This is a genomic window from Enterobacter cloacae complex sp. P12RS (assembly GCF_014895875.1).
In the GTDB taxonomy this organism is placed as follows: Bacteria; Pseudomonadota; Gammaproteobacteria; order Enterobacterales; family Enterobacteriaceae; genus Enterobacter; species Enterobacter bugandensis.
Genome location: NZ_JADBQO010000013.1, coordinates 64720 through 88422, shown reverse-complemented (window position 1 = coordinate 88422; position 23703 = coordinate 64720). Strand labels below are relative to the sequence as shown.

General features: G+C 53.2%; 22 protein-coding genes. All 22 read left to right on the top strand.

Going from position 1 to position 23703, the window contains the following annotated elements:
• Positions 1-9: 9 nt before the first annotated feature.
• The 22 genes from asnC to pstA all read left to right on the top strand — a co-directional run bounded on the left by asnC (position 10) and on the right by pstA (position 23689).
• Positions 10-468, top strand: a complete 459-nt coding sequence (gene asnC / locus IM284_RS10055) for a transcriptional regulator AsnC (protein ID WP_008500198.1) — start codon at positions 10-12, stop codon at positions 466-468.
• A gap of 90 nt (positions 469-558) precedes the next feature.
• Entirely contained in the window at positions 559-1008 is a 450-nt protein-coding gene (mioC, locus tag IM284_RS10050; protein WP_041911749.1) for an FMN-binding protein MioC, read from the top strand.
• A 375-nt stretch (positions 1009-1383) separates the two neighbouring features.
• On the top strand, positions 1384-3273 hold the full coding sequence (gene mnmG / locus IM284_RS10045; RefSeq protein WP_045261176.1) for a tRNA uridine-5-carboxymethylaminomethyl(34) synthesis enzyme MnmG: 1890 nt from the start codon (positions 1384-1386) through the stop codon (positions 3271-3273).
• A gap of 107 nt (positions 3274-3380) precedes the next feature.
• The gene (gene rsmG, locus IM284_RS10040) at positions 3381-4004 is read left to right on the top strand and encodes a 16S rRNA (guanine(527)-N(7))-methyltransferase RsmG (protein ID WP_028014915.1); all 624 of its coding nucleotides are present in this window, start codon (positions 3381-3383) and stop codon (positions 4002-4004) included.
• Positions 4005-4620: 616 nt separating this feature from the next.
• Positions 4621-5001: a F0F1 ATP synthase subunit I gene (atpI, locus tag IM284_RS10035; RefSeq protein ID WP_008500194.1), complete on the top strand. Its 381-nt coding sequence runs from the start codon at positions 4621-4623 to the stop codon at positions 4999-5001.
• An 8-nt stretch (positions 5002-5009) separates the two neighbouring features.
• Positions 5010-5825 carry a F0F1 ATP synthase subunit A gene (atpB, locus tag IM284_RS10030; RefSeq protein WP_028014916.1) on the top strand — a complete coding sequence of 272 codons (816 nt, stop codon included), beginning with the start codon at positions 5010-5012 and terminating at the stop codon, positions 5823-5825.
• Between the two features lie 49 nt (positions 5826-5874).
• The gene (gene atpE / locus IM284_RS10025; protein WP_000429386.1) at positions 5875-6114 is read left to right on the top strand and encodes a F0F1 ATP synthase subunit C; all 240 of its coding nucleotides are present in this window, start codon (positions 5875-5877) and stop codon (positions 6112-6114) included.
• A 48-nt stretch (positions 6115-6162) separates the two neighbouring features.
• Positions 6163-6633 (top strand): F0F1 ATP synthase subunit B, encoded by a 471-nt coding sequence (gene atpF / locus IM284_RS10020; protein ID WP_003862370.1) that lies wholly within the window; start codon positions 6163-6165, stop codon positions 6631-6633.
• A 14-nt stretch (positions 6634-6647) separates the two neighbouring features.
• A complete protein-coding gene (gene atpH / locus IM284_RS10015; RefSeq protein WP_003862369.1) occupies positions 6648-7181 on the top strand; it encodes a F0F1 ATP synthase subunit delta in 534 nt (177 codons plus the stop codon).
• A 12-nt stretch (positions 7182-7193) separates the two neighbouring features.
• Positions 7194-8735, top strand: a complete 1542-nt coding sequence (gene atpA, locus IM284_RS10010; protein ID WP_003862367.1) for a F0F1 ATP synthase subunit alpha — start codon at positions 7194-7196, stop codon at positions 8733-8735.
• A gap of 51 nt (positions 8736-8786) precedes the next feature.
• Entirely contained in the window at positions 8787-9650 is an 864-nt protein-coding gene (atpG, locus tag IM284_RS10005; RefSeq protein ID WP_003862364.1) for a F0F1 ATP synthase subunit gamma, read from the top strand.
• A gap of 31 nt (positions 9651-9681) precedes the next feature.
• Entirely contained in the window at positions 9682-11064 is a 1383-nt protein-coding gene (gene atpD, locus IM284_RS10000) for a F0F1 ATP synthase subunit beta (RefSeq protein ID WP_003862362.1), read from the top strand.
• Positions 11065-11084: 20 nt separating this feature from the next.
• Positions 11085-11504, top strand: coding sequence for a F0F1 ATP synthase subunit epsilon (locus IM284_RS09995; protein WP_006177560.1), 420 nt, complete (start codon positions 11085-11087; stop codon positions 11502-11504).
• Between the two features lie 138 nt (positions 11505-11642).
• Entirely contained in the window at positions 11643-13013 is a 1371-nt protein-coding gene (glmU, locus tag IM284_RS09990; protein ID WP_045631290.1) for a bifunctional UDP-N-acetylglucosamine diphosphorylase/glucosamine-1-phosphate N-acetyltransferase GlmU, read from the top strand.
• Between the two features lie 225 nt (positions 13014-13238).
• Positions 13239-15068, top strand: coding sequence for a glutamine--fructose-6-phosphate transaminase (isomerizing) (gene glmS, locus IM284_RS09985; RefSeq protein ID WP_047366743.1), 1830 nt, complete (start codon positions 13239-13241; stop codon positions 15066-15068).
• A 442-nt stretch (positions 15069-15510) separates the two neighbouring features.
• A complete protein-coding gene (locus tag IM284_RS09980) occupies positions 15511-16092 on the top strand; it encodes a chaperone-usher fimbrial major subunit (RefSeq protein WP_047366742.1) in 582 nt (193 codons plus the stop codon).
• Positions 16093-16162: 70 nt separating this feature from the next.
• Positions 16163-16849 (top strand): fimbrial chaperone, encoded by a 687-nt coding sequence (locus IM284_RS09975; RefSeq protein ID WP_047366741.1) that lies wholly within the window; start codon positions 16163-16165, stop codon positions 16847-16849.
• Positions 16850-16866: 17 nt separating this feature from the next.
• Positions 16867-19389, top strand: coding sequence for a fimbria/pilus outer membrane usher protein (locus IM284_RS09970; protein WP_047366750.1), 2523 nt, complete (start codon positions 16867-16869; stop codon positions 19387-19389).
• Positions 19390-19398: 9 nt separating this feature from the next.
• Positions 19399-20472: a fimbrial protein StgD gene (stgD, locus tag IM284_RS09965; RefSeq protein ID WP_052954293.1), complete on the top strand. Its 1074-nt coding sequence runs from the start codon at positions 19399-19401 to the stop codon at positions 20470-20472.
• 245 nt (positions 20473-20717) lie between these two features.
• Complete coding sequence (pstS, locus tag IM284_RS09960) at positions 20718-21758, top strand: phosphate ABC transporter substrate-binding protein PstS (RefSeq protein WP_028014923.1); 1041 nt, start codon at positions 20718-20720, stop codon at positions 21756-21758.
• Positions 21759-21839: 81 nt separating this feature from the next.
• Entirely contained in the window at positions 21840-22799 is a 960-nt protein-coding gene (gene pstC / locus IM284_RS09955) for a phosphate ABC transporter permease PstC (RefSeq protein ID WP_028014924.1), read from the top strand.
• Positions 22799-23689, top strand: a complete 891-nt coding sequence (pstA, locus tag IM284_RS09950) for a phosphate ABC transporter permease PstA (RefSeq protein WP_014881893.1) — start codon at positions 22799-22801, stop codon at positions 23687-23689. The genes pstC and pstA overlap by 1 nt, the downstream gene beginning before the upstream one ends.
• Positions 23690-23703: the final 14 nt, after the last annotated feature.

Sequence of the window (23703 nt, the reverse complement as noted above, 5' to 3'; positions counted from 1 at the left end):
GAAAAAGCTATGGAAAATTATCAGATCGACAATCTGGACCGCGGCATCCTTGAGGCCTTAATGGCCAATGCCCGTACAGCCTACGCCGAACTGGCGAAACAGTTTGGCGTCAGCCCGGGAACCATTCACGTTCGCGTAGAGAAGATGAAGCAGGCAGGGATTATTACCGGCGCGCGCATCGACGTCAGCCCGAAGCAGCTGGGTTACGACGTCTGCTGCTTCATCGGCATTATTCTTAAAAGCGCAAAAGATTACCCCTCCGCGCTGGCAAAGCTGAACGCGCTCGATGAAGTCACCGAGGCGTACTACACCACCGGGCACTACAGCATCTTTATTAAAGTGATGTGCCGCTCCATCGATGCCCTCCAGCAGGTACTTATCAACAAGATCCAAACAATTGATGAAATTCAGTCCACCGAGACACTGATCTCCCTGCAAAACCCGATCATGCGTACCATCCGCCCGTGATCGGGCAAATTCATTCCCACATTTTCCACAGGTAGATCCCAGCTCGTTCACAGCGTACAATGATCCCCTCTTTATCTGAGCGAGCGATCAATGGCGGACATTACCCTTATCAGCGGCAGCACTCTTGGCGGTGCGGAATACGTAGCGGAACATCTGGCTGAGAAGCTGGAAGATGCAGGCTTTTCTACACAAACGCTGCACGGGCCGCTGCTTGAAGATCTCCCGGCTGACGGGGTCTGGCTGCTGATCACCTCCACGCACGGCGCGGGCGATCTGCCGGATAACCTGCAACCTTTATATGACGAACTGCTGGAACAGCAGCCCGACCTGTCAAACGTCCGTTTTGGCGCAGTGGGGATCGGCAGTCGTGAATATGACACCTTTTGCGGGGCAATAGAGAAGGTCGAAGCCGCTGTTACCGCTTGCGGAGCAAAACAGCTGGGTGAAACGCTCAAGATCAACATCCTCGATCATGACATTCCGGAAGATCCAGCCGAGATCTGGCTCGCGGAATGGAAAAATTTACTCAAAAACGATTAAAGATCGCGCGAACAGATGTGGATAACTCTGGTTAAAAGCTCGTATTAACCCGTAGTTATCCAAAGAACAACCCTAGCGTCGTTTTTGGCCTGTGTATAAAGTGGCGATCTGATCCCAGCTTATACGGTCCTGGATCACCGATCATTCACAGCAAACGATCCTTCCTAACTGCATGATCTTATTTGCAGGATCGGACTTATCCACACGTGTCCGCGATCCTAATAAGAGATCACAATAGAACAGATCTCTAAATAAAAAAGATCTTCTTTTTAATAGCCCAGGATCCCAATGCTTTCTCGAAAGACTAAAGTTGAGTAGAATCCACGGCCCGGGCTTCAATCCATTTTCATACCGCTTTACGCGAGGCAGACCACCATGTTTTATCAGGATCCTTTTGACGTCATCATCATTGGCGGGGGTCATGCAGGCACTGAGGCCGCAATGGCCGCAGCGCGAATGGGTCAGCAGACCCTGCTTTTGACACACAATATCGACACGCTGGGACAAATGTCCTGTAATCCGGCGATTGGCGGCATTGGGAAAGGACACCTGGTAAAAGAAGTGGATGCACTTGGCGGCCTGATGGCGAAAGCGATCGATCATGCGGGCATTCAGTTTAGGATACTAAACGCGAGTAAAGGCCCTGCTGTTCGCGCCACTCGTGCGCAGGCAGACCGCGTGCTTTACCGCCAGGCCGTGCGCACCGCGCTGGAGAACCAGCCGAACCTGATGATCTTCCAGCAGGCGGTAGAAGATCTTATCGTTGAGAACGATCGCGTCGTGGGCGCCGTGACCCAGATGGGCCTCAAGTTCCGCGCCAAAGCCGTGGTGCTGACGGTTGGGACATTCCTGGACGGCAAAATCCATATTGGTCTGGACAACTACAGCGGTGGCCGTGCTGGCGATCCGCCGTCCATTCCGCTGTCTCGTCGTCTGCGTGAACTGCCGCTGCGCGTCAGCCGTCTGAAAACCGGCACGCCGCCGCGTATCGATGCGCGCACCATTGATTTCAGCGTACTGGCCCAACAGCACGGCGATAACCCGATGCCGGTTTTCTCGTTCATGGGCAACGCGGCGCAACACCCGCAGCAGGTACCGTGCTACATCACGCATACCAACGAAAAAACCCATGACGTGATCCGCAATAACCTCGATCGCAGCCCAATGTACGCTGGCGTGATCGAAGGGATCGGCCCACGTTACTGCCCGTCGATCGAAGACAAAGTGATGCGCTTTGCCGATCGTAACCAGCACCAGATCTTCCTGGAGCCGGAAGGGCTGACCTCGAACGAAATTTACCCGAACGGCATCTCCACCAGCCTGCCCTTCGACGTGCAGATGCAAATTGTTCGCTCAATGCAGGGGATGGAGAATGCGAAAATCGTTCGCCCTGGCTACGCTATTGAGTACGATTTCTTCGACCCGCGTGACCTGAAGCCGACGCTGGAGAGCAAATTCATCCACGGCCTGTTCTTCGCGGGGCAGATTAACGGCACCACCGGCTACGAAGAAGCCGCAGCGCAGGGTTTGCTTGCCGGTCTGAACGCTGCCCGCTTCTCGGCCGAGAAAGAGGGCTGGGCACCGGCGCGTTCTCAGGCCTATCTGGGCGTTTTGGTCGACGATCTCTGCACGCTGGGCACCAAAGAACCGTACCGTATGTTTACCTCTCGCGCGGAATATCGTCTGATGCTGCGCGAGGACAACGCCGACCTGCGTCTGACCGAGATAGGCCGCGAGCTGGGTCTGGTGGATGACGAACGCTGGGCGCGCTTCAACGAGAAGCTGGAACGTATTGAACAGGAACGTCAGCGCCTGAAAACCACGTGGGTAAACCCACAGGCGGAAACCGCTGCCGAAGTGAACGCTCACTTAACAGCGCCGCTGTCGCGTGAAGCCAGCGGCGAAGATCTGCTGCGTCGTCCTGAAGTCACCTACGAGAATCTGGTCAAACTGACCGCGTTCGCACCGGGCCTTGAAGACGCTGAAGCTGCCGAGCAGGTCGAAATTCAGGTGAAGTACGAAGGCTACATCGCGCGTCAGCAGGATGAGATCGAAAAACAGCAGCGCAACGAAAACACGCTGCTGCCGGAAATGCTGGACTACCGTCAGGTGACGGGCCTTTCCAACGAAGTGATCGCTAAGCTGAACGATCACAAACCGGTATCGATTGGCCAGGCCTCCCGTATCTCGGGCGTTACGCCGGCGGCGATTTCGATCCTGCTGGTGTGGCTGAAAAAGCAGGGCATGCTGCGCCGTAGCGCGTAATTGACATTGCTTTTGGCGGGTGGCGCTTCGCTGACCCGCCCTACTTATTCGTAGGCTCGGTAAGCGGCAGCGCCACCGGGCAAAAAAACTCTCAACAGGTATTCACCGTGCTCAACAAACTCTCTCGTCTGCTGGATCAGGCAGGTATTTCGCTCACCGATCACCAGAAAAACCAGCTGGTGGCGTATGTCGATATGCTGAACAAATGGAATAAAGCGTACAACCTGACGTCTGTGCGCGATCCCAACGAGATGCTGGTTCGCCATATTCTCGATAGTATCGTGGTGGCGCCGTACCTGAAAGGTGGACGTTTTATCGACGTGGGGACGGGGCCGGGTTTGCCGGGCGTTCCGCTGTCGATTGTCCGACCTGAGAGCCATTTCACGCTGCTGGACAGCCTGGGCAAGCGCGTGCGCTTTTTACGCCAGGTTCAGCATGAACTGAAGCTCGATAACATCACGCCCGTACAGAGCAGGGTAGAGGAGTTTCCGGCAGAGCCGCCGTTTGACGGCGTTATCAGCCGTGCGTTTGCTTCGCTCAATGACATGGTGAGCTGGTGTAAGCATCTGCCGGCAGAAGATGGCCGTTTTTATGCGCTGAAAGGGCAGCTGCCCGGTGATGAAATTGAACAGCTTCCGGACGGTTTTAGCGTTGAAACCATCGAGAAATTAAACGTTCCGCAGCTCGACGGTGAACGTCATCTGGTGATAATTAAGCCAAACAATTTTTAAAAAAATAATAAAAAATGTGGAATTTGTGCTGTTCTGAGTATGTTAAAAAACAGCACAACTAACCGGGATTAACCAGAGAGCGTTTAACCGCTTTTTTACCAGGGATTTTCTTGCGGTTAACCTCACGTCGATTATTCATCGCGAAGATAGTCAACTATGAAAATATCAGCCTGCTAAAAGTGGAAGGCTGTAACCAGAACGCAATGTTAATTATTTATTAAGAATGTCAATAAAAGGTTTTTATTGTGTACGGGGCTGTTTTGAAAATAGTTGCGATATTTTGTGTTTAATTTCAGAAAGATAATCCTGGGCGATTTACGGCTTTGATAAATACAACCTTATCGCAAATGTGTGTTTTGTGATCTCGTGCACGCTTTGTAGTCAACGTTTTCGCGCTGTTTGCAGTTTTGCTCGAAGGTCGGTGCTTTCTACGAAAGTTAAAAAATAGCGCTGGGGAAAAATATTTAAACATTTATTCACCTTTTCGCTACTTAATGTTTGAAATCACGGGTACGCACCGTATAATTTGTCCGCTTTTTGATGCTTGACTCTGAGCCTTAAAGGACGTTTTATACGACACGCGGCATACCTCGAAGGGAGCAGGAGTAAAAACGTGATGTCTGTGTCGCTCTTGAGTAGAAACGTTGCTCGTAAGCTTCTGTTCATTCAGTTTCTGGCTGTGATAGCAAGTGGACTGCTGTTTAGCCTCAAAGACCCCTTCTGGGGCATCTCCGCCGTGTGCGGGGGTTTGGCGGTCGTGCTGCCAAACGTGTTGTTTATGATTTTTGCCTGGCGTCATCAGGCGCATACACCCGCCAAAGGCCGCGTGGCCTGGTCCTTCGCCCTCGGCGAAGTGTGTAAGGTGTTGCTGACCTTTGCTCTACTGGTGATGGCGCTGGCGGTTTTGAAAGTGGTATTCATGCCGCTGATAGCAACGTGGGTTTTGGTGCTGGTGGTACAAGTTCTGGCTCCAGCTGTAATCAATAACAAAGGGTAAAAGGCATCATGGCTTCAGAAAATATGACGCCGCAGGATTACATAGGTCACCATCTGAATAACCTTCAGCTGGACCTGCGTACATTCTCGCTGGTGGATCCACATAACCCCCCGGCCACCTTCTGGACGATCAACATCGACTCCATGTTCTTCTCGGTGGTTTTGGGTCTTCTGTTCCTGGCCATGTTCCGCAGCGTTGCTAAAAAAGCGACCAGCGGTGTTCCAGGGAAATTCCAGACGTTCGTTGAGATGATCATCGGCTTCGTCCATGGCAGCGTGAAAGACATGTACCATGGTAAGAGCAAGCTGATTGCTCCGCTGGCCCTGACCGTGTTCGTTTGGGTCTTCCTGATGAACCTGATGGACCTGCTGCCAATTGACCTGCTGCCGTTCATCGGCGAGCACATCTTCGGCCTGCCTGCGCTGCGTGTTGTACCGTCTGCGGACGTGAACATCACCCTGTCTATGGCGCTGGGCGTGTTTATCCTGATTCTTTTCTACAGCATCAAAATGAAAGGCGTAAGCGGCTTTGTGAAAGAGCTTACCTTGCAGCCGTTCAACCACTGGGCGTTTATTCCGGTCAACCTGATCCTGGAAGGCGTTAGCCTGCTGTCCAAACCTGTTTCACTGGGTCTGCGACTGTTCGGCAACATGTATGCGGGTGAGCTGATTTTCATTCTGATCGCGGGTCTTCTGCCGTGGTGGTCACAGTGGGTTCTGAATGTGCCATGGGCCATTTTCCACATCCTGATCATTACGCTGCAAGCCTTTATCTTCATGGTTCTGACGATCGTCTATCTGTCGATGGCGTCTGAAGAGCACTGATTTTTTACCAACACTACTACGTTTTAATTGAAACAAACTGGAGACTGTCATGGAAAACCTGAATATGGATCTGCTGTACATGGCTGCCGCTGTGATGATGGGTCTGGCGGCTATCGGTGCTGCGATCGGTATCGGCATCCTCGGAGGTAAATTCCTGGAAGGCGCAGCGCGTCAACCTGATCTGATTCCTCTGCTGCGTACTCAGTTCTTTATCGTTATGGGTCTGGTGGATGCTATCCCAATGATCGCTGTAGGTCTGGGTCTGTACGTGATGTTTGCTGTCGCGTAGTAGTTGTTTTAAAACCCCAAGCCACAGAAATTTAAGAGGTATTGTGCTGTGAACATGAACGCAACAATCCTCGGCCAGGCCATCGCGTTTATTCTCTTTGTCTGGTTCTGCATGAAGTATGTATGGCCGCCTTTAATGGCTGCCATCGAAAAACGTCAGAAAGAAATTGCTGACGGTCTGGCTTCCGCAGAACGCGCTAAGAAAGATTTGGACCTTGCACAGGCCAACGCGACAGACCAGCTGAAAAAAGCGAAAGCTGAAGCTCAGGTAATCATTGAACAGGCTAACAAGCGCCGTTCTCAGATCCTGGACGAAGCCAAAGCTGAAGCAGAACAGGAACGTACTAAGATCGTGACACAGGCTCAGGCTGAAATTGAAGCTGAGCGTAAACGTGCTCGTGAAGAACTGCGTAAGCAGGTTGCGATTCTGGCTGTTGCTGGCGCCGAGAAGATCATCGAACGTTCCGTGGATGAAGCTGCTAACAGCGACATCGTGGACAAACTTGTCGCTGAACTGTAAGGAGGGAGGGGCTGATGTCTGAATTTGTTACGGTAGCTCGCCCCTACGCCAAAGCAGCTTTTGACTTTGCTGTCGAACACCAAAATGTCGATCGCTGGCAGAATATGCTGGCGTTTGCCGCTGAGGTGACGAAAAACGAACAAATGGCCGAGTTGCTTTCCGGTGCGTTAGCGCCTGAAACTCTCGCCGCGTCGTTTATCGCCGTGTGCGGAGAGCAACTGGATGCCAACGGCCAGAACCTGATTAAGGTCATGGCAGAAAATGGTCGTCTCCGTGTGCTCCCGGATGTTCTCGAGCAGTTTGAGCACTTACGTGCCCTTAGTGAAGCAACTGCAGAAGTCGAAGTGACTTCCGCGACTGAACTGAGTGACGAACAGCTTGCGAAAATCACCGCCGCGATGGAAAAACGTCTGTCACGCAAAGTTAAGCTGAATTGCAAAATCGATAAGTCTGTAATGGCAGGCGTAATCATCCGCTCGGGTGATATGGTCATTGATGGCAGCGTACGCGGCCGTCTTGAGCGCCTTGCAGACGTCTTGCAGTCTTAAGGGGACTGGAGCATGCAACTGAATTCCACCGAAATCAGCGAACTGATCAAGCAGCGCATTGCTCAGTTCAATGTTGTGAGTGAAGCTCACAACGAAGGTACTATTGTTTCTGTAAGTGACGGTGTTATCCGCATCCACGGCCTGGCCGATTGTATGCAGGGTGAGATGATTTCCCTGCCGGGTAACCGTTACGCTATCGCACTGAACCTGGAGCGCGACTCCGTAGGTGCAGTTGTGATGGGTCCATACGCTGACCTCGCCGAAGGCATGAAGGTTAAGTGTACTGGCCGTATTCTGGAAGTGCCGGTTGGCCGTGGCCTGCTGGGTCGCGTTGTTAACACCCTGGGTGCGCCAATCGACGGTAAAGGTCCGGTTGAGCACGATGGCTTCTCCCCAATCGAAGTTATCGCACCAGGCGTTATCGACCGTCAGTCCGTTGATCAGCCAGTGCAGACTGGTTATAAGTCCGTTGACGCCATGATCCCAATCGGTCGTGGTCAGCGTGAACTGATCATCGGTGACCGTCAGACCGGTAAAACCGCGATGGCAATCGACGCCATCATCAACCAGCGTGACTCCGGCATCAAATGTGTGTACGTGGCTATCGGCCAGAAAGCGTCCACTATTTCTAACGTGGTTCGTAAACTGGAAGAGCACGGCGCACTGTCTAACACCATCGTTGTGGTAGCAACCGCGTCTGAATCTGCTGCACTGCAATACCTGGCGCCATACGCCGGTTGCGCAATGGGCGAATACTTCCGTGACCGCGGTGAAGATGCGCTGATCGTATACGATGACCTGTCTAAACAGGCTGTTGCTTATCGTCAGGTTTCCCTGCTGCTCCGTCGTCCACCAGGACGTGAAGCATTCCCGGGCGACGTATTCTACCTCCACTCTCGTCTGCTGGAGCGTGCTTCCCGCGTTAACGCGGAATACGTCGAGAACTTCACCAAAGGTGAAGTGAAGGGTAAAACAGGTTCTCTGACCGCGCTGCCGATCATTGAAACCCAGGCGGGTGACGTTTCTGCGTTCGTTCCGACCAACGTAATCTCCATTACCGATGGTCAGATCTTCCTGGAAACCAACCTGTTTAACTCCGGTATTCGTCCGGCGGTTAACCCGGGTATCTCCGTATCCCGTGTGGGTGGTGCTGCTCAGACCAAGATCATCAAGAAACTGTCCGGTGGTATCCGTACCGCGCTGGCACAGTATCGTGAACTGGCTGCGTTCTCTCAGTTCGCATCCGATCTGGACGAAGCAACCCGTAAACAGCTGAGCCACGGTCAGAAAGTGACCGAGCTGCTGAAGCAGAAACAGTACGCTCCAATGTCTGTTGCTCAGCAGGGCCTGGTACTGTTCGCGGCTGAACGCGGTTACCTCGAAGATGTGGAACTGGCGAAAATCGGTAGCTTTGAAGCCGCTCTGCTGGCTTACGTCGACCGTGATCACGCTCCGCTGATGCAAGAGATCAACCAGACCGGTGGCTATAACGACGAAATCGAAGGCAAGCTGAAAGCTATCCTCGATTCCTTCAAAGCAACCCAATCCTGGTAATCGTCCGGCGGCTTGTCTCAGGGCAAGCCGCCTGGCATTGAGGAGAAGCTCATGGCCGGCGCAAAAGAGATACGTAGTAAGATCGCAAGCGTCCAGAACACGCAAAAGATCACTAAAGCGATGGAGATGGTCGCCGCTTCCAAAATGCGTAAATCGCAGGATCGCATGGCGGCCAGCCGTCCTTATGCAGAGACCATGCGCAAAGTGATTGGTCACCTTGCAAACGGTAATCTGGAATATAAGCACCCTTACCTGGAAGAACGCGACGTTAAGCGCGTGGGCTACCTGGTGGTGTCGACTGACCGTGGTCTGTGTGGCGGCTTGAACATTAACCTGTTCAAAAAACTGCTGGCGGATATGAAAGGCTGGTCTGATAAAGGCGTTCAGTGCGATCTGGCACTGATTGGCTCTAAAGGCGTCTCTTTCTTTAACTCCGTTGGTGGCAACATTGTCGCTCAGGTGACCGGTATGGGTGATAACCCGTCCCTGTCCGAACTGATCGGCCCGGTTAAAGTGATGTTGCAGGCCTACGATGAAGGCCGTCTGGACAGACTGTACGTTGTCAGCAACAAATTCATTAACACCATGTCTCAGGTTCCAACGCTCACTCAGATGCTGCCGTTACCGGCATCAGAAGATGACGAGCTGAAGCAGAAAGCCTGGGATTACCTGTATGAACCCGATCCGAAACCGCTGCTGGATACCCTGCTGCGTCGTTACGTTGAATCTCAGGTTTATCAGGGCGTTGTAGAAAACCTGGCCAGCGAGCAGGCCGCACGAATGGTGGCGATGAAAGCCGCGACCGATAATGGCGGCAGCCTGATTAAAGAGCTGCAGTTGGTTTACAACAAAGCTCGTCAGGCCAGCATTACTCAGGAACTCACCGAGATCGTCTCGGGGGCCGCCGCGGTTTAACCAGGTTTACGAATTACGTAGAGGATTCAAGATGGCTACTGGAAAGATTGTCCAGGTAATCGGCGCCGTGGTGGACGTCGAGTTCCCTCAGGACGCCGTACCACGCGTGTACGACGCGCTTGAGGTACAGAATGGTAACGAGAGCCTGGTGCTGGAAGTTCAGCAGCAGCTCGGCGGCGGTATCGTGCGTACCATCGCGATGGGTTCTTCCGACGGTCTGCGTCGTGGTCTGGAAGTTAAAGACCTTGAGCACCCGATCGAAGTCCCGGTAGGTAAAGCAACACTGGGTCGTATCATGAACGTATTGGGTCAGCCAATCGACATGAAAGGCGACATCGGTGAAGAAGAGCGTTGGGCTATCCACCGCGCGGCACCTTCCTACGAAGAGCTGTCCAGCTCTCAGGAACTGCTGGAAACCGGCATCAAAGTTATCGACCTGATGTGTCCGTTTGCGAAGGGCGGTAAAGTTGGTCTGTTCGGTGGTGCGGGTGTAGGTAAAACCGTAAACATGATGGAGCTGATCCGTAACATCGCGATCGAGCACTCCGGTTACTCCGTGTTTGCGGGCGTAGGTGAACGTACTCGTGAGGGTAACGACTTCTACCACGAAATGACCGACTCCAACGTTCTGGACAAAGTATCCCTGGTTTACGGCCAGATGAACGAGCCACCAGGAAACCGTCTGCGCGTTGCGCTGACTGGTCTGACGATGGCTGAGAAATTCCGTGACGAAGGCCGTGACGTTCTGCTGTTCGTTGATAACATCTATCGTTACACCCTGGCCGGTACCGAAGTATCTGCACTGCTGGGTCGTATGCCTTCAGCGGTAGGTTATCAGCCTACGCTTGCGGAAGAGATGGGTGTTCTTCAGGAACGTATCACCTCTACCAAAACCGGTTCTATCACCTCTGTTCAGGCGGTATACGTACCTGCGGATGACTTGACTGACCCATCTCCAGCAACCACCTTTGCGCACTTAGACGCAACCGTGGTACTGAGCCGTCAGATCGCGTCTCTGGGTATCTACCCGGCCGTTGACCCGCTGGACTCCACCAGCCGTCAGCTGGATCCACTGGTTGTTGGTCAGGAACACTACGACACCGCGCGTGGCGTACAGTCCCTGCTGCAGCGTTACCAGGAACTGAAAGACATCATCGCCATCCTGGGTATGGATGAACTGTCTGAAGAAGACAAACTGGTGGTAGCACGTGCGCGTAAGATCCAGCGCTTCCTGTCCCAGCCGTTCTTCGTTGCGGAAGTATTCACCGGTTCTCCGGGTAAATACGTTTCCCTGAAAGACACCATCCGTGGCTTTAAAGGCATCATGGAAGGCGAATACGATCACCTGCCAGAGCAGGCGTTCTACATGGTTGGTTCCATCGAAGAAGCCGTGGAAAAAGCCAAAAAACTTTAACGCCTTAATCGGAGGGTGATATGGCAATGACTTACCACCTGGACGTCGTCAGCGCAGAGCAACAAATGTTCTCTGGTCTGGTCGAGAAAATCCAGGTAACGGGCAGTGAAGGTGAACTGGGTATTTTCCCGGGTCACGCACCGCTGCTCACCGCCATTAAGCCTGGTATGATCCGCATCGTTAAACAGTTCGGTCACGAAGAGTTTATCTATCTGTCCGGCGGCATTCTTGAAGTGCAGCCTGGCAGTGTGACCGTTCTGGCCGATACCGCTATTCGTGGCCAGGATCTCGACGAAGCGCGAGCCCTGGAATCGAAGCGTAAGGCTGAAGAGCACATTAGCAGCTCTCATGGTGACGTGGATTACGCTCAGGCGTCTGCGGAGCTGGCCAAAGCGATCGCGAAACTGCGCGTTATCGAGTTGACCAAAAAAGCGATGTAACACCGGCTTGAAAAGCACAAAAGCCAGTCTGGATACCAGACTGGCTTTTTTTTTCATCCTTAATTCATGATGAAAAAGATGTAGAATTTTAGGCATCAAACGTTTTTACTTCTCACTCAAACTACCGTCAGGATGCGTATGTCAAACAGTGCGATGAGCGTGGTGATCCTTGCCGCTGGCAAAGGTACCCGCATGTATTCCGATCTGCCTAAAGTGCTCCACACGCTGGCAGGAAAGCCAATGGTGCAGCATGTCATTGATGCAGCGAATGAACTGGGTGCCCGTCAGGTTCACCTGGTCTACGGCCACGGCGGCGATCTGCTTAAAAAGACGCTGAGCGATGACGCGCTCAACTGGGTGCTTCAGGCTGAACAGCTGGGTACCGGTCATGCGATGCAGCAGGCTGCGCCGTTCTTTGCCGATGACGAAGATATTCTGATGCTCTACGGTGATGTTCCGCTGATCTCCGTTGAAACGCTGACTCGCCTGCGTGCAGCCAAGCCGCAGGGCGGCATCGGTTTATTGACCGTTGTGCTGGACGATCCAACGGGCTATGGCCGTATCACGCGTGAAAACGGCAACGTAACGGGTATCGTTGAACATAAAGATGCCAGTGATGAACAGCGCAAGATTCAGGAGATCAACACCGGCATCCTGATTGCCAATGGTGCGGACATGAAGCGCTGGCTCTCTCAGCTCGACAACAATAACGCGCAAGGTGAGTACTACATCACCGACATCATTGCGATGGCGTATCACGAAGGGCGTGAGATCGCCGCCGTTCATCCGGCGCGCATCAGCGAAACGGACGGCGTGAATAACCGCCTGCAGCTTTCCCGTCTTGAGCGTATTTATCAGTCCGAGCAGGCAGAGAAGCTGCTGCTTGCTGGCGTGATGCTGCGCGATCCGGCGCGTTTCGATTTGCGCGGCACCGTGTCTCACGGGCGCGACGTTGAGATCGATACTAACGTTATCCTGGAAGGCAACGTCACGCTGGGCAACCGCGTCAAAATTGGCGCCGGCTGCGTGATTAAAAACAGCGTCATCGGTGACGACTGCGAAATCAGCCCGTACAGCGTGGTGGAAGATGCTCATCTTGAAGCAGCGTGTACTATCGGCCCGTTTGCGCGTCTGCGCCCGGGTGCTGAGCTGCTGGAAGGCGCGCACGTGGGCAACTTCGTGGAAATGAAAAAAGCGCGTCTGGGTAAAGGCTCCAAAGCGGGTCATTTAACCTATCTGGGCGACGCGGAGATTGGCGATAACGTGAATATTGGTGCAGGAACCATTACCTGTAACTATGACGGCGCCAATAAGTTTAAAACCATCATCGGCGATGACGTGTTCGTGGGCTCTGACACGCAGCTGGTGGCACCGGTTACCGTGGGTAACGGCGTGACCATTGCCGCCGGCACGACCGTCACGCGCGACGTAGCGGATAACGAGCTGGTGTTAAGCCGCGTGCCGCAGGTACACAAGCAGGGCTGGAAACGCCCGGTGAAGAAAAAGTAACAACAAGGCGGGTTGGCGCTACGCTTACCCGCCCTACGATTGAGTAGGCCTGATAAGGCGTAGCCGTCATCAGGCAAACCCGGGAGAGGAGATAAATATATATCTCCCCCCACAAGCAGTACCCATAAAAATAACCCCACTCTCTACAAGGCTCGGGGCGCCCGGAAAGGGTAAATACAGGTCAGCGACAACGCAGGCATAATGCCTAAATTCGGAATCTAAAATATGTGTGGAATTGTTGGCGCAGTTGCGCAGCGTGATATTGCTGAAATCCTTCTCGAAGGTTTACGTCGTCTGGAATACCGTGGTTACGACTCTGCCGGTCTGGCTGTCGTGGATGCAGAAGGGCATATGACCCGTCTGCGTCGTCTCGGTAAAGTGCAGATGCTGGCTCAGGCTGCGGAAGAACATCCGCTGCACGGTGGTACCGGTATCGCGCACACCCGCTGGGCGACGCATGGCGAACCGTCTGAAGGTAACGCGCACCCGCATGTGTCTGAACACATCGTGGTGGTGCATAACGGCATTATCGAAAACCACGAACCGCTGCGTGAAGAACTGAAAGCGCGCGGCTATACCTTCGTCTCTGAAACCGACACCGAAGTGATTGCTCACCTGGTTCACTGGGAGCTGGCAAAGGGCGGTACGCTGCGTGATGCGGTGCTGCGCGCTATCCCTCAGCTGCGCGGTGCGTATGGTACGGTGATCATGGACTCCCGCGATCCATCTACCCTGCTGGCCGCGCGTTCCGGTAGCCCGATGGTTATCGGTCTGGGCATGGGTGAAAACTTTATCGCCTCCGATCAGCTGGCGCTCCTGCCGGTCACCCGTCGCTTTATCTTCCTGGAAGAGGGCGATATCGCGGAAGTGACGCGCCGCAGCGTGACCGTCTTCGACACCAAAGGCGAGCAGGTGAAGCGTCAGGAGATCGAATCTAACCTGCAGTACGACGCGGGCGACAAAGGCGCTTACCGTCACTACATGCAGAAAGAGATCTACGAGCAGCCGAACGCTATCAAAAACACTCTGACCGGGCGCATCAGCCACGGCGAGGTGGATCTGAGCGAGCTGGGGGCAAACGCCAACGAACTGCTCGGCAAGGTTGAACATATTCAGATCGTAGCCTGCGGTACCTCTTATAACTCCGGTATGGTCTCTCGCTACTGGTTTGAATCCCTGGCGGGCGTGCCGTGCGACGTGGAAATCGCGTCTGAGTTCCGCTATCGCAAGTCTGCAGTGCGTCGTAACAGCCTGATGATCACCCTTTCCCAGTCCGGCGAAACGGCGGATACGCTGGCAGCGCTGCGTCTGTCTAAGGAATTGGGTTATCTGGGCTCGCTGGCCATCTGTAACGTTCCGGGCTCATCCCTGGTGCGTGAGTCCGATCTGGCGCTGATGACCAAAGCGGGCACCGAAATCGGCGTGGCCTCCACCAAAGCGTTTACCACTCAGCTGACCGTTCTGCTGATGCTGGTGGCGAAGCTGGCGCGTCTGAAAGGCGAAGATGCTTCCGTTGAGCACGACATCGTTCACGGTCTCCAGGCGCTGCCGAGCCGTATTGAGCAGATGCTGTCTCAGGACAAACGCATTGAGGCGCTGGCGGAAGATTTCTCTGATAAGCACCATGCTCTGTTCCTGGGTCGTGGCGATCAGTACCCGATTGCGCTGGAAGGCGCACTGAAGCTGAAAGAGATCTCCTACATCCACGCGGAAGCCTACGCGGCAGGCGAGCTTAAGCATGGCCCGCTGGCGCTGATTGACGCGGATATGCCGGTCATTGTTGTCGCACCGAACAACGAACTGCTGGAAAAACTGAAGTCTAATATCGAAGAGGTACGCGCCCGCGGCGGCGTGCTGTACGTCTTCGCTGATAAAGATGCCGGTTTCGCCAGCAGCGACAACATGCACATCATCGAGATGCCGCATGTGGAAGAGGTGATTGCACCGATCTTCTACACCGTTCCGCTGCAGCTGCTGGCTTACCACGTGGCGCTGATCAAAGGCACCGACGTTGACCAGCCGCGTAACCTGGCGAAATCGGTCACCGTAGAATAATCCCTTCTGTTAATGGCTACACGACGTGTAGCCATTTTTTCCTTACTTTTTCTCATCAGCTTTCTCTTTGCTATCAATCATCTTATTCTGACGCATTTCGTTACTTTATTGTGTGAATAATGAACGAGATTGCTTCCAGGCATTAGTATTTTCTATTTTGATCACTAAACGATCAGCTTTTATTAACGGAATCCTAAAAATGGTTTGTTTATAAAATATGTGTCCTTTTTATGTGTATACTGAAAAGGAATTTTAATGACAAAGCAAAAATAATATTATATTTGTTTTTCTCTATTATTATTCCAGCTATGGTTCGTCATTATTCCATTAATTTAAACTCCCCCCTTGAAGATCATTCTTCCCGAAGAATATTATTTCATCGCATTTGGGATGGCGTTGTCTTTATGATAAACGCAATATTGATTTAATTAATGGAGTTATCATGAAAAATAATGGAATTACGGTGGCGATTGCACTCGCATCGGCGTTAATGGCAGGACAATCATTTGCTGCGGATGGTACGGTTCATTTCCGCGGAGAGGTTATTGATTCAACGTGTGAAGTGACGCCTGATACCGCCGATCAGACGGTGAATATCGGCCGCGTTGCCAAAACGACGTTCTCCGGCATTGACTCAACGGCGTCAGTAAAAGATTTCCATATTAAACTGGAGAAATGCCCTGCAACCTATACTCAGGCAGCAGTTCGTTTTGACGGAACAGAAGATAAAGACACCATCGGCAAAGGATATTTGTCTATTGGCACGCCTGTTAACGGTGAAGCGGATACTGACGGTATTTACACCGGCGAAGGTGAAGCCGTTACGGCTACCGGCGTTGCAATCAAGCTCTTCAACCTGAACGATGATACGGCGATCCCGCTGTATAACAATTCAAATTATGTTGCTATCACCGACGGCAAAGCGGACATGGGCTTTAAAGCGAAGTTTGTGCAGACGCTGGCTACGGTTACGCCGGGTACAGCGAACGCGGATTCCCAGTTCACCATTGAATACCTGAAATAATCTTCAGCTGTTCGCCAGGAGCCTGTTTTATCCTTTTTGCAGGCTCCTCCACAGGATGTGAGGATAACTGATGTATTTACGGCGTTTGTTGACTCTGTTCATCATGCTCTCTTTTTCATTTTTAACACCCTTGTCGACGGCTGGCGTCATTATTGGCGGAACCCGCGTTGTTTATAGTAGCGATAAATCCGATGCGACAATTAGCATAAAAAATAACGAAGCGACCACGCCTTATCTCATACAGACGTGGGTCGATCCTTTTAAAGGCGATACAGCGTCGAATAAACCTCCTTTTACCGTTATTCCGCCGGTTTCAAGGCTGGAGGCCGGGCAGGAGAAAGTATTGCGCATCATGAAAGTGAAGGGCGAACTGCCTCACGATCGGGAATCGCTGTTCTGGCTCAACATCAAAAATATTCCGCCGTCCAGTTCAAACCCCAATTCGCTCGAAATTGCGATTAAGACGCGGATAAAACTTTTTTGGCGTCCGGCGACCCTGAATATCACGCCTGAACGGGCTGCAGCGAAGGTTAAATGGCGTGTTCAAAACCGGCAGCTCGTGATTGAAAATCCGAGCCCGCTACATATTAACGTTATGAATGTCACCGTCGATAAAAAAGACGTTCCCTTAAACATCATTCCCCCTTTTGACACTGTGCGTTTGCCGCTTCCGGAAGGGATTAACGGCCACGCGCTGGTCTGGCGTTTCGTTAACGATTTTGGGGCAATCAGTCAGGAAATTCACGTCACGCTGTAAACATAGGGATGTTTGATATGGGGTGTTTCCGTTTTTTCATTGCGCTGGCCTCGGGGGTATCTCTCGGCTTTTCAGGCGTGACGCTGGCGAAAGATATCTTTAACCCTGCGCTTCTTGAAATTGACCATCCGGTGGATGTTGATATCCACCAGTTTAACCGCGCCAATACGTTACCTGCGGGCTCTTATAAGGTTGATATTCATGCTAACGATGAGTTTATCGATAGCCGGGAGGTCACCTTTATTGAAGATAAGGCTGGCGATAGGCTGCATCCCTGTTTTAAGCACGTCAGGACGGTGCTTGCGGAGCTCGGGGCTAAGGTGGCGGCGATCGGTTCGCTGGATCGCCTGGACGAAAACGCCTGTGTGGACCCTACCCCGCTGATCCCTGGCGCCACATGGACGTTCGATACCGATAAGCTGCTGCTCAACGTCACGCTGCCGCAGATTTACATTGATACCACCGCCCGCGGCACCATCAATCCTGCCCGCTGGGATGAAGGTATTAATGCGTTGATGATGAACTATGACTTTTCTGGCTCCAGCACGTTGCAGTCTGATGATGACGACAATAGCGATTTCTACTATCTGAACCTGCGAAACGGGGCGAACATTGGCGCGTGGCGTTTACGCAATTACAGCACGCTAAACATCATTGACGGTCATTCGGATTACCATTCCATCAGCACCTATGTGCAGCGAAACCTCGCGACGTTACGCAGCCAGATCATGCTGGGTGATACCTGGACCGCGAGCGATGTCTTCGACAGTACCCAGGTGCGCGGCGTGCGCCTGTATACCGATGATGAAATGCTTCCTTCCAGCCTGACGGGCTTTGCGCCGGTCGTTCGGGGCGTAGCGAAAAGCAATGCGACGGTGATTATTCGGCAGAACGGCTACATCATTTACCAATCTGCCGTGCCGCAGGGACCGTTTGCGCTAAAGGATTTAAACACCACCAGCTCCGGCGGAGACCTGGACGTGACCATCAAAGAAGAAGACGGCAGTGAGCAACACTTCACGCAGCCCTACGCCTCGCTGGCCATCCTCAAGCGTGAAGATCAGACCGACGTCGATATCAGCGCGGGTGAACTGCGCGATCAAAGCGAATTCCAGCCCAACGTTTTTCAGGCGCAGGTTCTGCACGGCTTTCCTGCCGGGATTACGGTATACGGTGGCGTGCAGGCCGCGGAAGCGTATCGCTCGGCAGCGGTGGGGGTCGGCAAAGATATGGGTGCAGTTGGCGCGTTTTCCGTCGATATCACCCAGGCACGCGCGCAGTTTACGGACGAGGACTCAGAGGAGTCCGGCCAGTCCTGGCGTTTTCTCTATTCGAAACGGTTTGATGAGACGGATACCACGCTGAGGCTGGTGGGGTATCGCTACTCAACACAGGGCTACTACACCCTCAATGAATGGGCGTCACGCCAGAACAGTCAGCGCGATTTCTGGGTAACGGGCAACCGACGCAGCCGGCTTGAAGGGTCCTGGACGCAGAATTTCGGCGATGGCATGGGGAACATTTATCTCACGCTGAGCCGCCAGCAGTACTGGAAAACCGACGAAGTTGAACGCCTGGTTCAGCTTGGCTACAGCAATGTCTGGCGGTCGCTTTCCTGGAACCTCTCCTGGAACTACAGCGATTCCATCACCACGGCGCAGAGCGCGGAGTATACAGATAGCGACGATCGAGAAAGCGAACAGGTTTTTATGCTGTCGTTCTCCGTGCCGCTGTCAGCATTGCTGCCGGACAGCTATGTGAGCTACGGCCTCACACAGAACAACAGCGGAAAAGGAATGCACCAGCTTGGCCTGAACGGTACGGCACTTGATAACCGTAATCTCTCCTGGAACCTCCAGCAGTCCTGGGATGCGGATGACAGTGTGTACAGCAGCAGCGCGGGGGTGGGATATGACGGAACCTATGGTTCGGTTAACGGCAGCTATGACTACAACCAGGACAGCCAGCGGCTCAACTACGGCGCGCGCGGCGGGATCCTGCTGCATGGCGATGGAGTGACGTTCTCGCAGGAGATGGGCGAAACCGTGGCGCTGATTAAAGCACCCGGTGCAGCCGGTCTGGCAATGGAAAACGGCACCGGTACGGCAACCGACTGGCGAGGCTACACCGTTCAAACGCAGCTTAACGCTTACGATGAAAACCGTGTGGAAATTGAGAGCGGCTATTTTGAAAAAGCGAACGTCGAGCTGGAGAACAGTGTGCTTAACGTCATCCCCACGCGAGGTGCGGTGGTGCGGGCGGAATTTATCACCCACGTTGGCTATCGCGTGCTCTTTGAGGTCACACAGGCCAACGGCAAACCGGTTCCCTTTGGCGCAGTGGCGTCTGCCGAACTGGCGACGGGCAGCGTGTCGGGCATTACCGGCGAGAATGGCGAACTGTATCTTTCGGGCATGCCGGAAGAGGGAACGTTCACGCTGAAGTGGGGGAGTGAAAAGACAAAACCTTGCAAGGTCCATTATCAGTTCCCCAAACCAACGGGTGTTGAACTGGTTCAAACAGCGGTCGTGTGCCAATAGGGAAATGAGATGAAACGACGTATCACTTTTATAGCAGTCGCCATGCTGCTTTTTACCCCTTTTTCCCACGCTGCGACGACAGAAGGCGGGGTGTGTTTCGCCATCGGCGGCACCTATATTTTCAATCTGAATCTTAACGGGGCAGAAATACCGGCAGATAAAAACCAGGCGGGAACCGAGGTGCGCGATCTGACGACCCTGCAATCGCCTTCCCAGTATAAACTGGGATGTAACTGCCTGACCCATTTCACCACCACGTTTCGTAGCGTCTACTTCACCGCGCGTTCGCCCTTAAGCGTTAATACCGTTAAAAATGGATATACCTACTACAGGTTGAACGATCACCTCAGTATTGCGTCCTCTATTCACGTGCTGGGACGTGACTATCTCGCCGTTCCCTTTGAGGCGGAGCCCAACCGGGTGACGTCCGGTATCTACTGTTATACCTCCAGTGTAGAGGGCTCAGAGGCAACGCTTGATACCGGCTCTCAGGTAAAAATATCGTTTTTGATCGACAAGCCCTTTATTGGAAAAATTACCGTTCCGGGTACGACGATTGCCACGCTCTATGGCGGTATCGATGAAGCGTCCTCTCTGGCAAGTACCGAGAAGCTCGCCGAAATAAAAATTGCCGGAGACATCGTGGTACCGCAAAACTGCGAGATTGCGCCGGGTCAGTCGCTGGAAATTGATTTTGGAAAAATTCCCGCCAGCGCGTTTTCAGCCACCAAAGGCGAGGCGGTCGGTAGCCGCAAAATCCGCAAGATGATACAGGTGAAATGTACCGGCATGCTGGATGAGAACATCGTCCGATCCGCTTTCCATGCCGATCCCGTTGACGCTGACGCCACGATGATGAAAGTGAACGGCAATGATGATGTAGGGATCGTTATTTATGATAAATGGGACCGCGTCGTCAACGTCAATGGGGGGAGCATGGAGATGGATATGGGAGCCAACCAGGGGGGCGCCGAAGTTAACTCACTCACCTTCTCTGCTGCCCCGGCCAGCGCGACGGGGAGTATTCCGAAGCCCGGCGCCTTTGAAGCCTGGGCAACCGTGACCTTCGAAATTCAAAATTAATAACAACGGCTGTTTATGACAGCCGTTGTCATATTCACATCTTTGAACCAGGCTTAACGCATCTCAGTGTGACATTATCATGACAGGGATATGATTTTATTTGTATTAAAATCATTACCTTAAATCAAACACGTTGATTGTCATAAAACTGTCATATTTCGTACATTTATCTGTCACCTGTTTGTCCTATTTTGCTCATCGTAGCCACTTAAACAATGATTTACGAAATCCTTGCAGGAGACATTATGAAAGTTATGCGTACCACTGTCGCAACTGTTGTCGCCGCGACCTTATCTCTGAGCGCTTTCTCTGCTTTTGCAGCAGCAAGCCTGACTGGCGCTGGTGCAACCTTCCCTGCGCCGGTGTATGCCAAATGGGCGGATACCTACCAGAAAGAAACCGGTAACAAGGTTAACTATCAGGGTATCGGCTCCTCCGGTGGCGTAAAACAAATTACCGCGAATACCGTTGATTTCGGCGCATCCGACGCTCCGCTGTCTGATGAAAAACTGAATCAGGAAGGCCTGTTCCAGTTCCCGACCGTGATCGGCGGCGTTGTGCTGGCCGTTAACATCCCTGGCCTGAAATCAGGCGAGCTGGTGCTGGACGGCAAAACCCTGGGCGATATCTACCTGGGCAAAATCAAAAAATGGGATGACGAAGCCATCACTAAGCTGAACCCGGGCGTTAAGCTGCCTTCGCAGAACATCGCTGTGGTTCGCCGTGCTGACGGCTCTGGTACCTCCTTCGTGTTCACCAGCTACCTGGCAAAAGTGAACGAAGAGTGGAAATCGAAAGTCGGCTCCGGCTCTACCGTTAACTGGCCAACCGGTCTGGGCGGTAAAGGTAACGACGGCATCGCTGCCTTCGTACAGCGTCTGCCGGGCTCTATCGGTTACGTAGAATACGCTTACGCGAAGCAGAACAACCTGGCTTACACCAAACTGGTTTCTGCTGACGGCAAACCGGTTAGCCCAACTGAAGAGAACTTCGCTAACGCAGCGAAAGGCGCTGACTGGAGCAAATCCTTCGCACAGGATCTGACTAACCAGAAAGGCGACAACGCGTGGCCAATCACTTCTACAACGTTCATTCTGATTCACAAAGATCAGAAGAAACCAGAGCAAGGTACTGAAGTGCTGAAGTTCTTTGACTGGGCATACAAAAACGGCGGCAAACAGGCTAACGACCTGGATTACGCCAGCCTGCCAGACAGCGTGGTTGAGCAGATTCGTGCTGCATGGAAAACCAACGTGAAAGACAGCAGCGGTAAAGCATTGTATTAATTTAGCATTCTGACGAAAATGGCGGGTGGCGCTTGCGCTTACCCGCCGATTTCGTAAACGCGTTTAACAGAAGAGTGATTTATGGCTGCAACCAAGCCTGCATTTAACCCTCCGGGTAAAAAAGGTGACATGATTTTCGGCGCGCTGGTCAAACTGGCTGCGCTGATTGTGCTATTGCTGCTGGGCGGCATTATCGTGTCTCTGATTTTCTCCTCCTGGCCGAGCATTCAGAAATTCGGTTTCTCCTTCCTGTGGACCAAAGAGTGGGACGCGCCGAACGATATCTACGGTGCGCTGGTGCCGATTTACGGTACGCTGGTGACCTCGTTCATCGCCCTGCTGATTGCGGTTCCGGTAAGCTTCGGTATTGCGCTGTTCCTGACGGAACTCGCGCCGGGCTGGCTGCGTCGCCCGCTGGGTATTGCCATCGAACTGCTGGCGGCCATCCCAAGTATCGTATACGGCATGTGGGGCCTGTTTATCTTTGCGCCGCTGTTTGCCACGTACTTCCAGGAGCCGGTAGGTAATGTTCTCTCCGCCGTTCCGTTTGTGGGTGCCCTGTTCTCTGGCCCGGCATTCGGTATCGGTATTCTGGCGGCAGGTGTGATCCTCGCCATCATGATTATTCCGTACATTGCGGCGGTAATGCGCGATGTCTTCGAACAAACCCCGGTGATGATGAAAGAGTCGGCCTACGGCATCGGCTGTACCACCTGGGAAGTTATCTGGCGCATTGTCCTTCCGTTCACCAAAAATGGGGTGATCGGCGGCGTAATGCTGGGCTTAGGTCGCGCGCTGGGTGAAACTATGGCGGTCACCTTTATCATCGGTAACACCTACCAGCTCGACAGCGCTTCACTCTATATGCCGGGTAACAGTATTACCTCCGCGCTGGCAAACGAATTTGCCGAAGCGGAATCCGGGCTTCACGTCGCAGCGCTGATGGAACTGGGTCTGATTCTGTTCGTTATCACCTTCATTGTTCTGGCGATTTCCAAGCTGATGATCCTGCGTCTCGCGAAAAATGAGGGGGCACGCTGATGGCAACTCTCGAAATGCAAAGCACCGCTCAGCTTGCCGAATCCCGCCGCAAAATGCAGGCGAAGCGTCGTTTTAAAAACCGCATTGCGCTGACGCTTTCCATGGCAACGATGGCATTCGGCCTGTTCTGGCTGATCTGGATCCTGATGTCCACCATCACGCGTGGTATTGATGGAATGTCTCTGGCGCTGTTCACCGAGATGACGCCGCCGCCAAATACGGCGGGTGGTGGTCTGGCGAACGCCCTGGCGGGCAGCGGCCTGCTGATCCTGTGGGCGACCGTTTTCGGTACGCCGCTGGGCATCATGGCCGGCATCTACCTGGCCGAGTACGGGCGTAAATCCTGGCTGGCAGAGGTGATTCGCTTCATTAACGACATCCTGCTTTCCGCTCCGTCGATTGTCGTGGGCCTGTTTGTTTACACCATCGTAGTCGCGCAAATGGAACACTTCTCCGGCTGGGCGGGCGTAATTGCGCTGGCGCTGCTGCAGGTGCCTATCGTCATTCGTACCACCGAAAACATGCTGAAACTGGTGCCGGATAGCCTGCGTGAAGCAGCTTACGCGCTGGGTACGCCGAAATGGAAAATGATTTCTGCGATCACCCTCAAAGCGTCGGTCTCCGGGATCATGACCGGTATCCTGCTGGCTATCGCCCGTATTGCCGGTGAAACGGCACCGCTGCTGTTTACTGCCCTCTCCAACCAGTTCTGGAGCACGGACATGATGCAGCCGATCGCCAACCTGCCGGTGACGATCTTTAAATTTGCGATGAGCCCATTCGCGGAATGGCAGCAGCTGGCCTGGGCCGGGGTGCTGATCATCACCCTTTGCGTACTGTTGCTGAACATTCTGGCGCGCGTCATTTTCGCGAAGAAGAAACACGGTTAATTTTTTACGGCGCG

Coding starts and splice junctions, on each gene's coding strand:
- asnC (WP_008500198.1), top strand. CDS start 10: ATGGAAAATTATCAGATCGACAATCTGGACCGCGGCATCCTTGAGGCC.
- mioC (WP_041911749.1), top strand. CDS start 559: ATGGCGGACATTACCCTTATCAGCGGCAGCACTCTTGGCGGTGCGGAA.
- mnmG (WP_045261176.1), top strand. CDS start 1,384: ATGTTTTATCAGGATCCTTTTGACGTCATCATCATTGGCGGGGGTCAT.
- atpI (WP_008500194.1), top strand. CDS start 4,621: ATGTCTGTGTCGCTCTTGAGTAGAAACGTTGCTCGTAAGCTTCTGTTC.
- atpB (WP_028014916.1), top strand. CDS start 5,010: ATGGCTTCAGAAAATATGACGCCGCAGGATTACATAGGTCACCATCTG.
- atpE (WP_000429386.1), top strand. CDS start 5,875: ATGGAAAACCTGAATATGGATCTGCTGTACATGGCTGCCGCTGTGATG.
- atpH (WP_003862369.1), top strand. CDS start 6,648: ATGTCTGAATTTGTTACGGTAGCTCGCCCCTACGCCAAAGCAGCTTTT.
- atpA (WP_003862367.1), top strand. CDS start 7,194: ATGCAACTGAATTCCACCGAAATCAGCGAACTGATCAAGCAGCGCATT.
- atpG (WP_003862364.1), top strand. CDS start 8,787: ATGGCCGGCGCAAAAGAGATACGTAGTAAGATCGCAAGCGTCCAGAAC.
- atpD (WP_003862362.1), top strand. CDS start 9,682: ATGGCTACTGGAAAGATTGTCCAGGTAATCGGCGCCGTGGTGGACGTC.
- IM284_RS09995 (WP_006177560.1), top strand. CDS start 11,085: ATGGCAATGACTTACCACCTGGACGTCGTCAGCGCAGAGCAACAAATG.
- glmU (WP_045631290.1), top strand. CDS start 11,643: ATGTCAAACAGTGCGATGAGCGTGGTGATCCTTGCCGCTGGCAAAGGT.
- glmS (WP_047366743.1), top strand. CDS start 13,239: ATGTGTGGAATTGTTGGCGCAGTTGCGCAGCGTGATATTGCTGAAATC.
- IM284_RS09980 (WP_047366742.1), top strand. CDS start 15,511: ATGAAAAATAATGGAATTACGGTGGCGATTGCACTCGCATCGGCGTTA.
- IM284_RS09975 (WP_047366741.1), top strand. CDS start 16,163: ATGTATTTACGGCGTTTGTTGACTCTGTTCATCATGCTCTCTTTTTCA.
- IM284_RS09970 (WP_047366750.1), top strand. CDS start 16,867: ATGGGGTGTTTCCGTTTTTTCATTGCGCTGGCCTCGGGGGTATCTCTC.
- stgD (WP_052954293.1), top strand. CDS start 19,399: ATGAAACGACGTATCACTTTTATAGCAGTCGCCATGCTGCTTTTTACC.
- pstS (WP_028014923.1), top strand. CDS start 20,718: ATGAAAGTTATGCGTACCACTGTCGCAACTGTTGTCGCCGCGACCTTA.
- pstC (WP_028014924.1), top strand. CDS start 21,840: ATGGCTGCAACCAAGCCTGCATTTAACCCTCCGGGTAAAAAAGGTGAC.
- pstA (WP_014881893.1), top strand. CDS start 22,799: ATGGCAACTCTCGAAATGCAAAGCACCGCTCAGCTTGCCGAATCCCGC.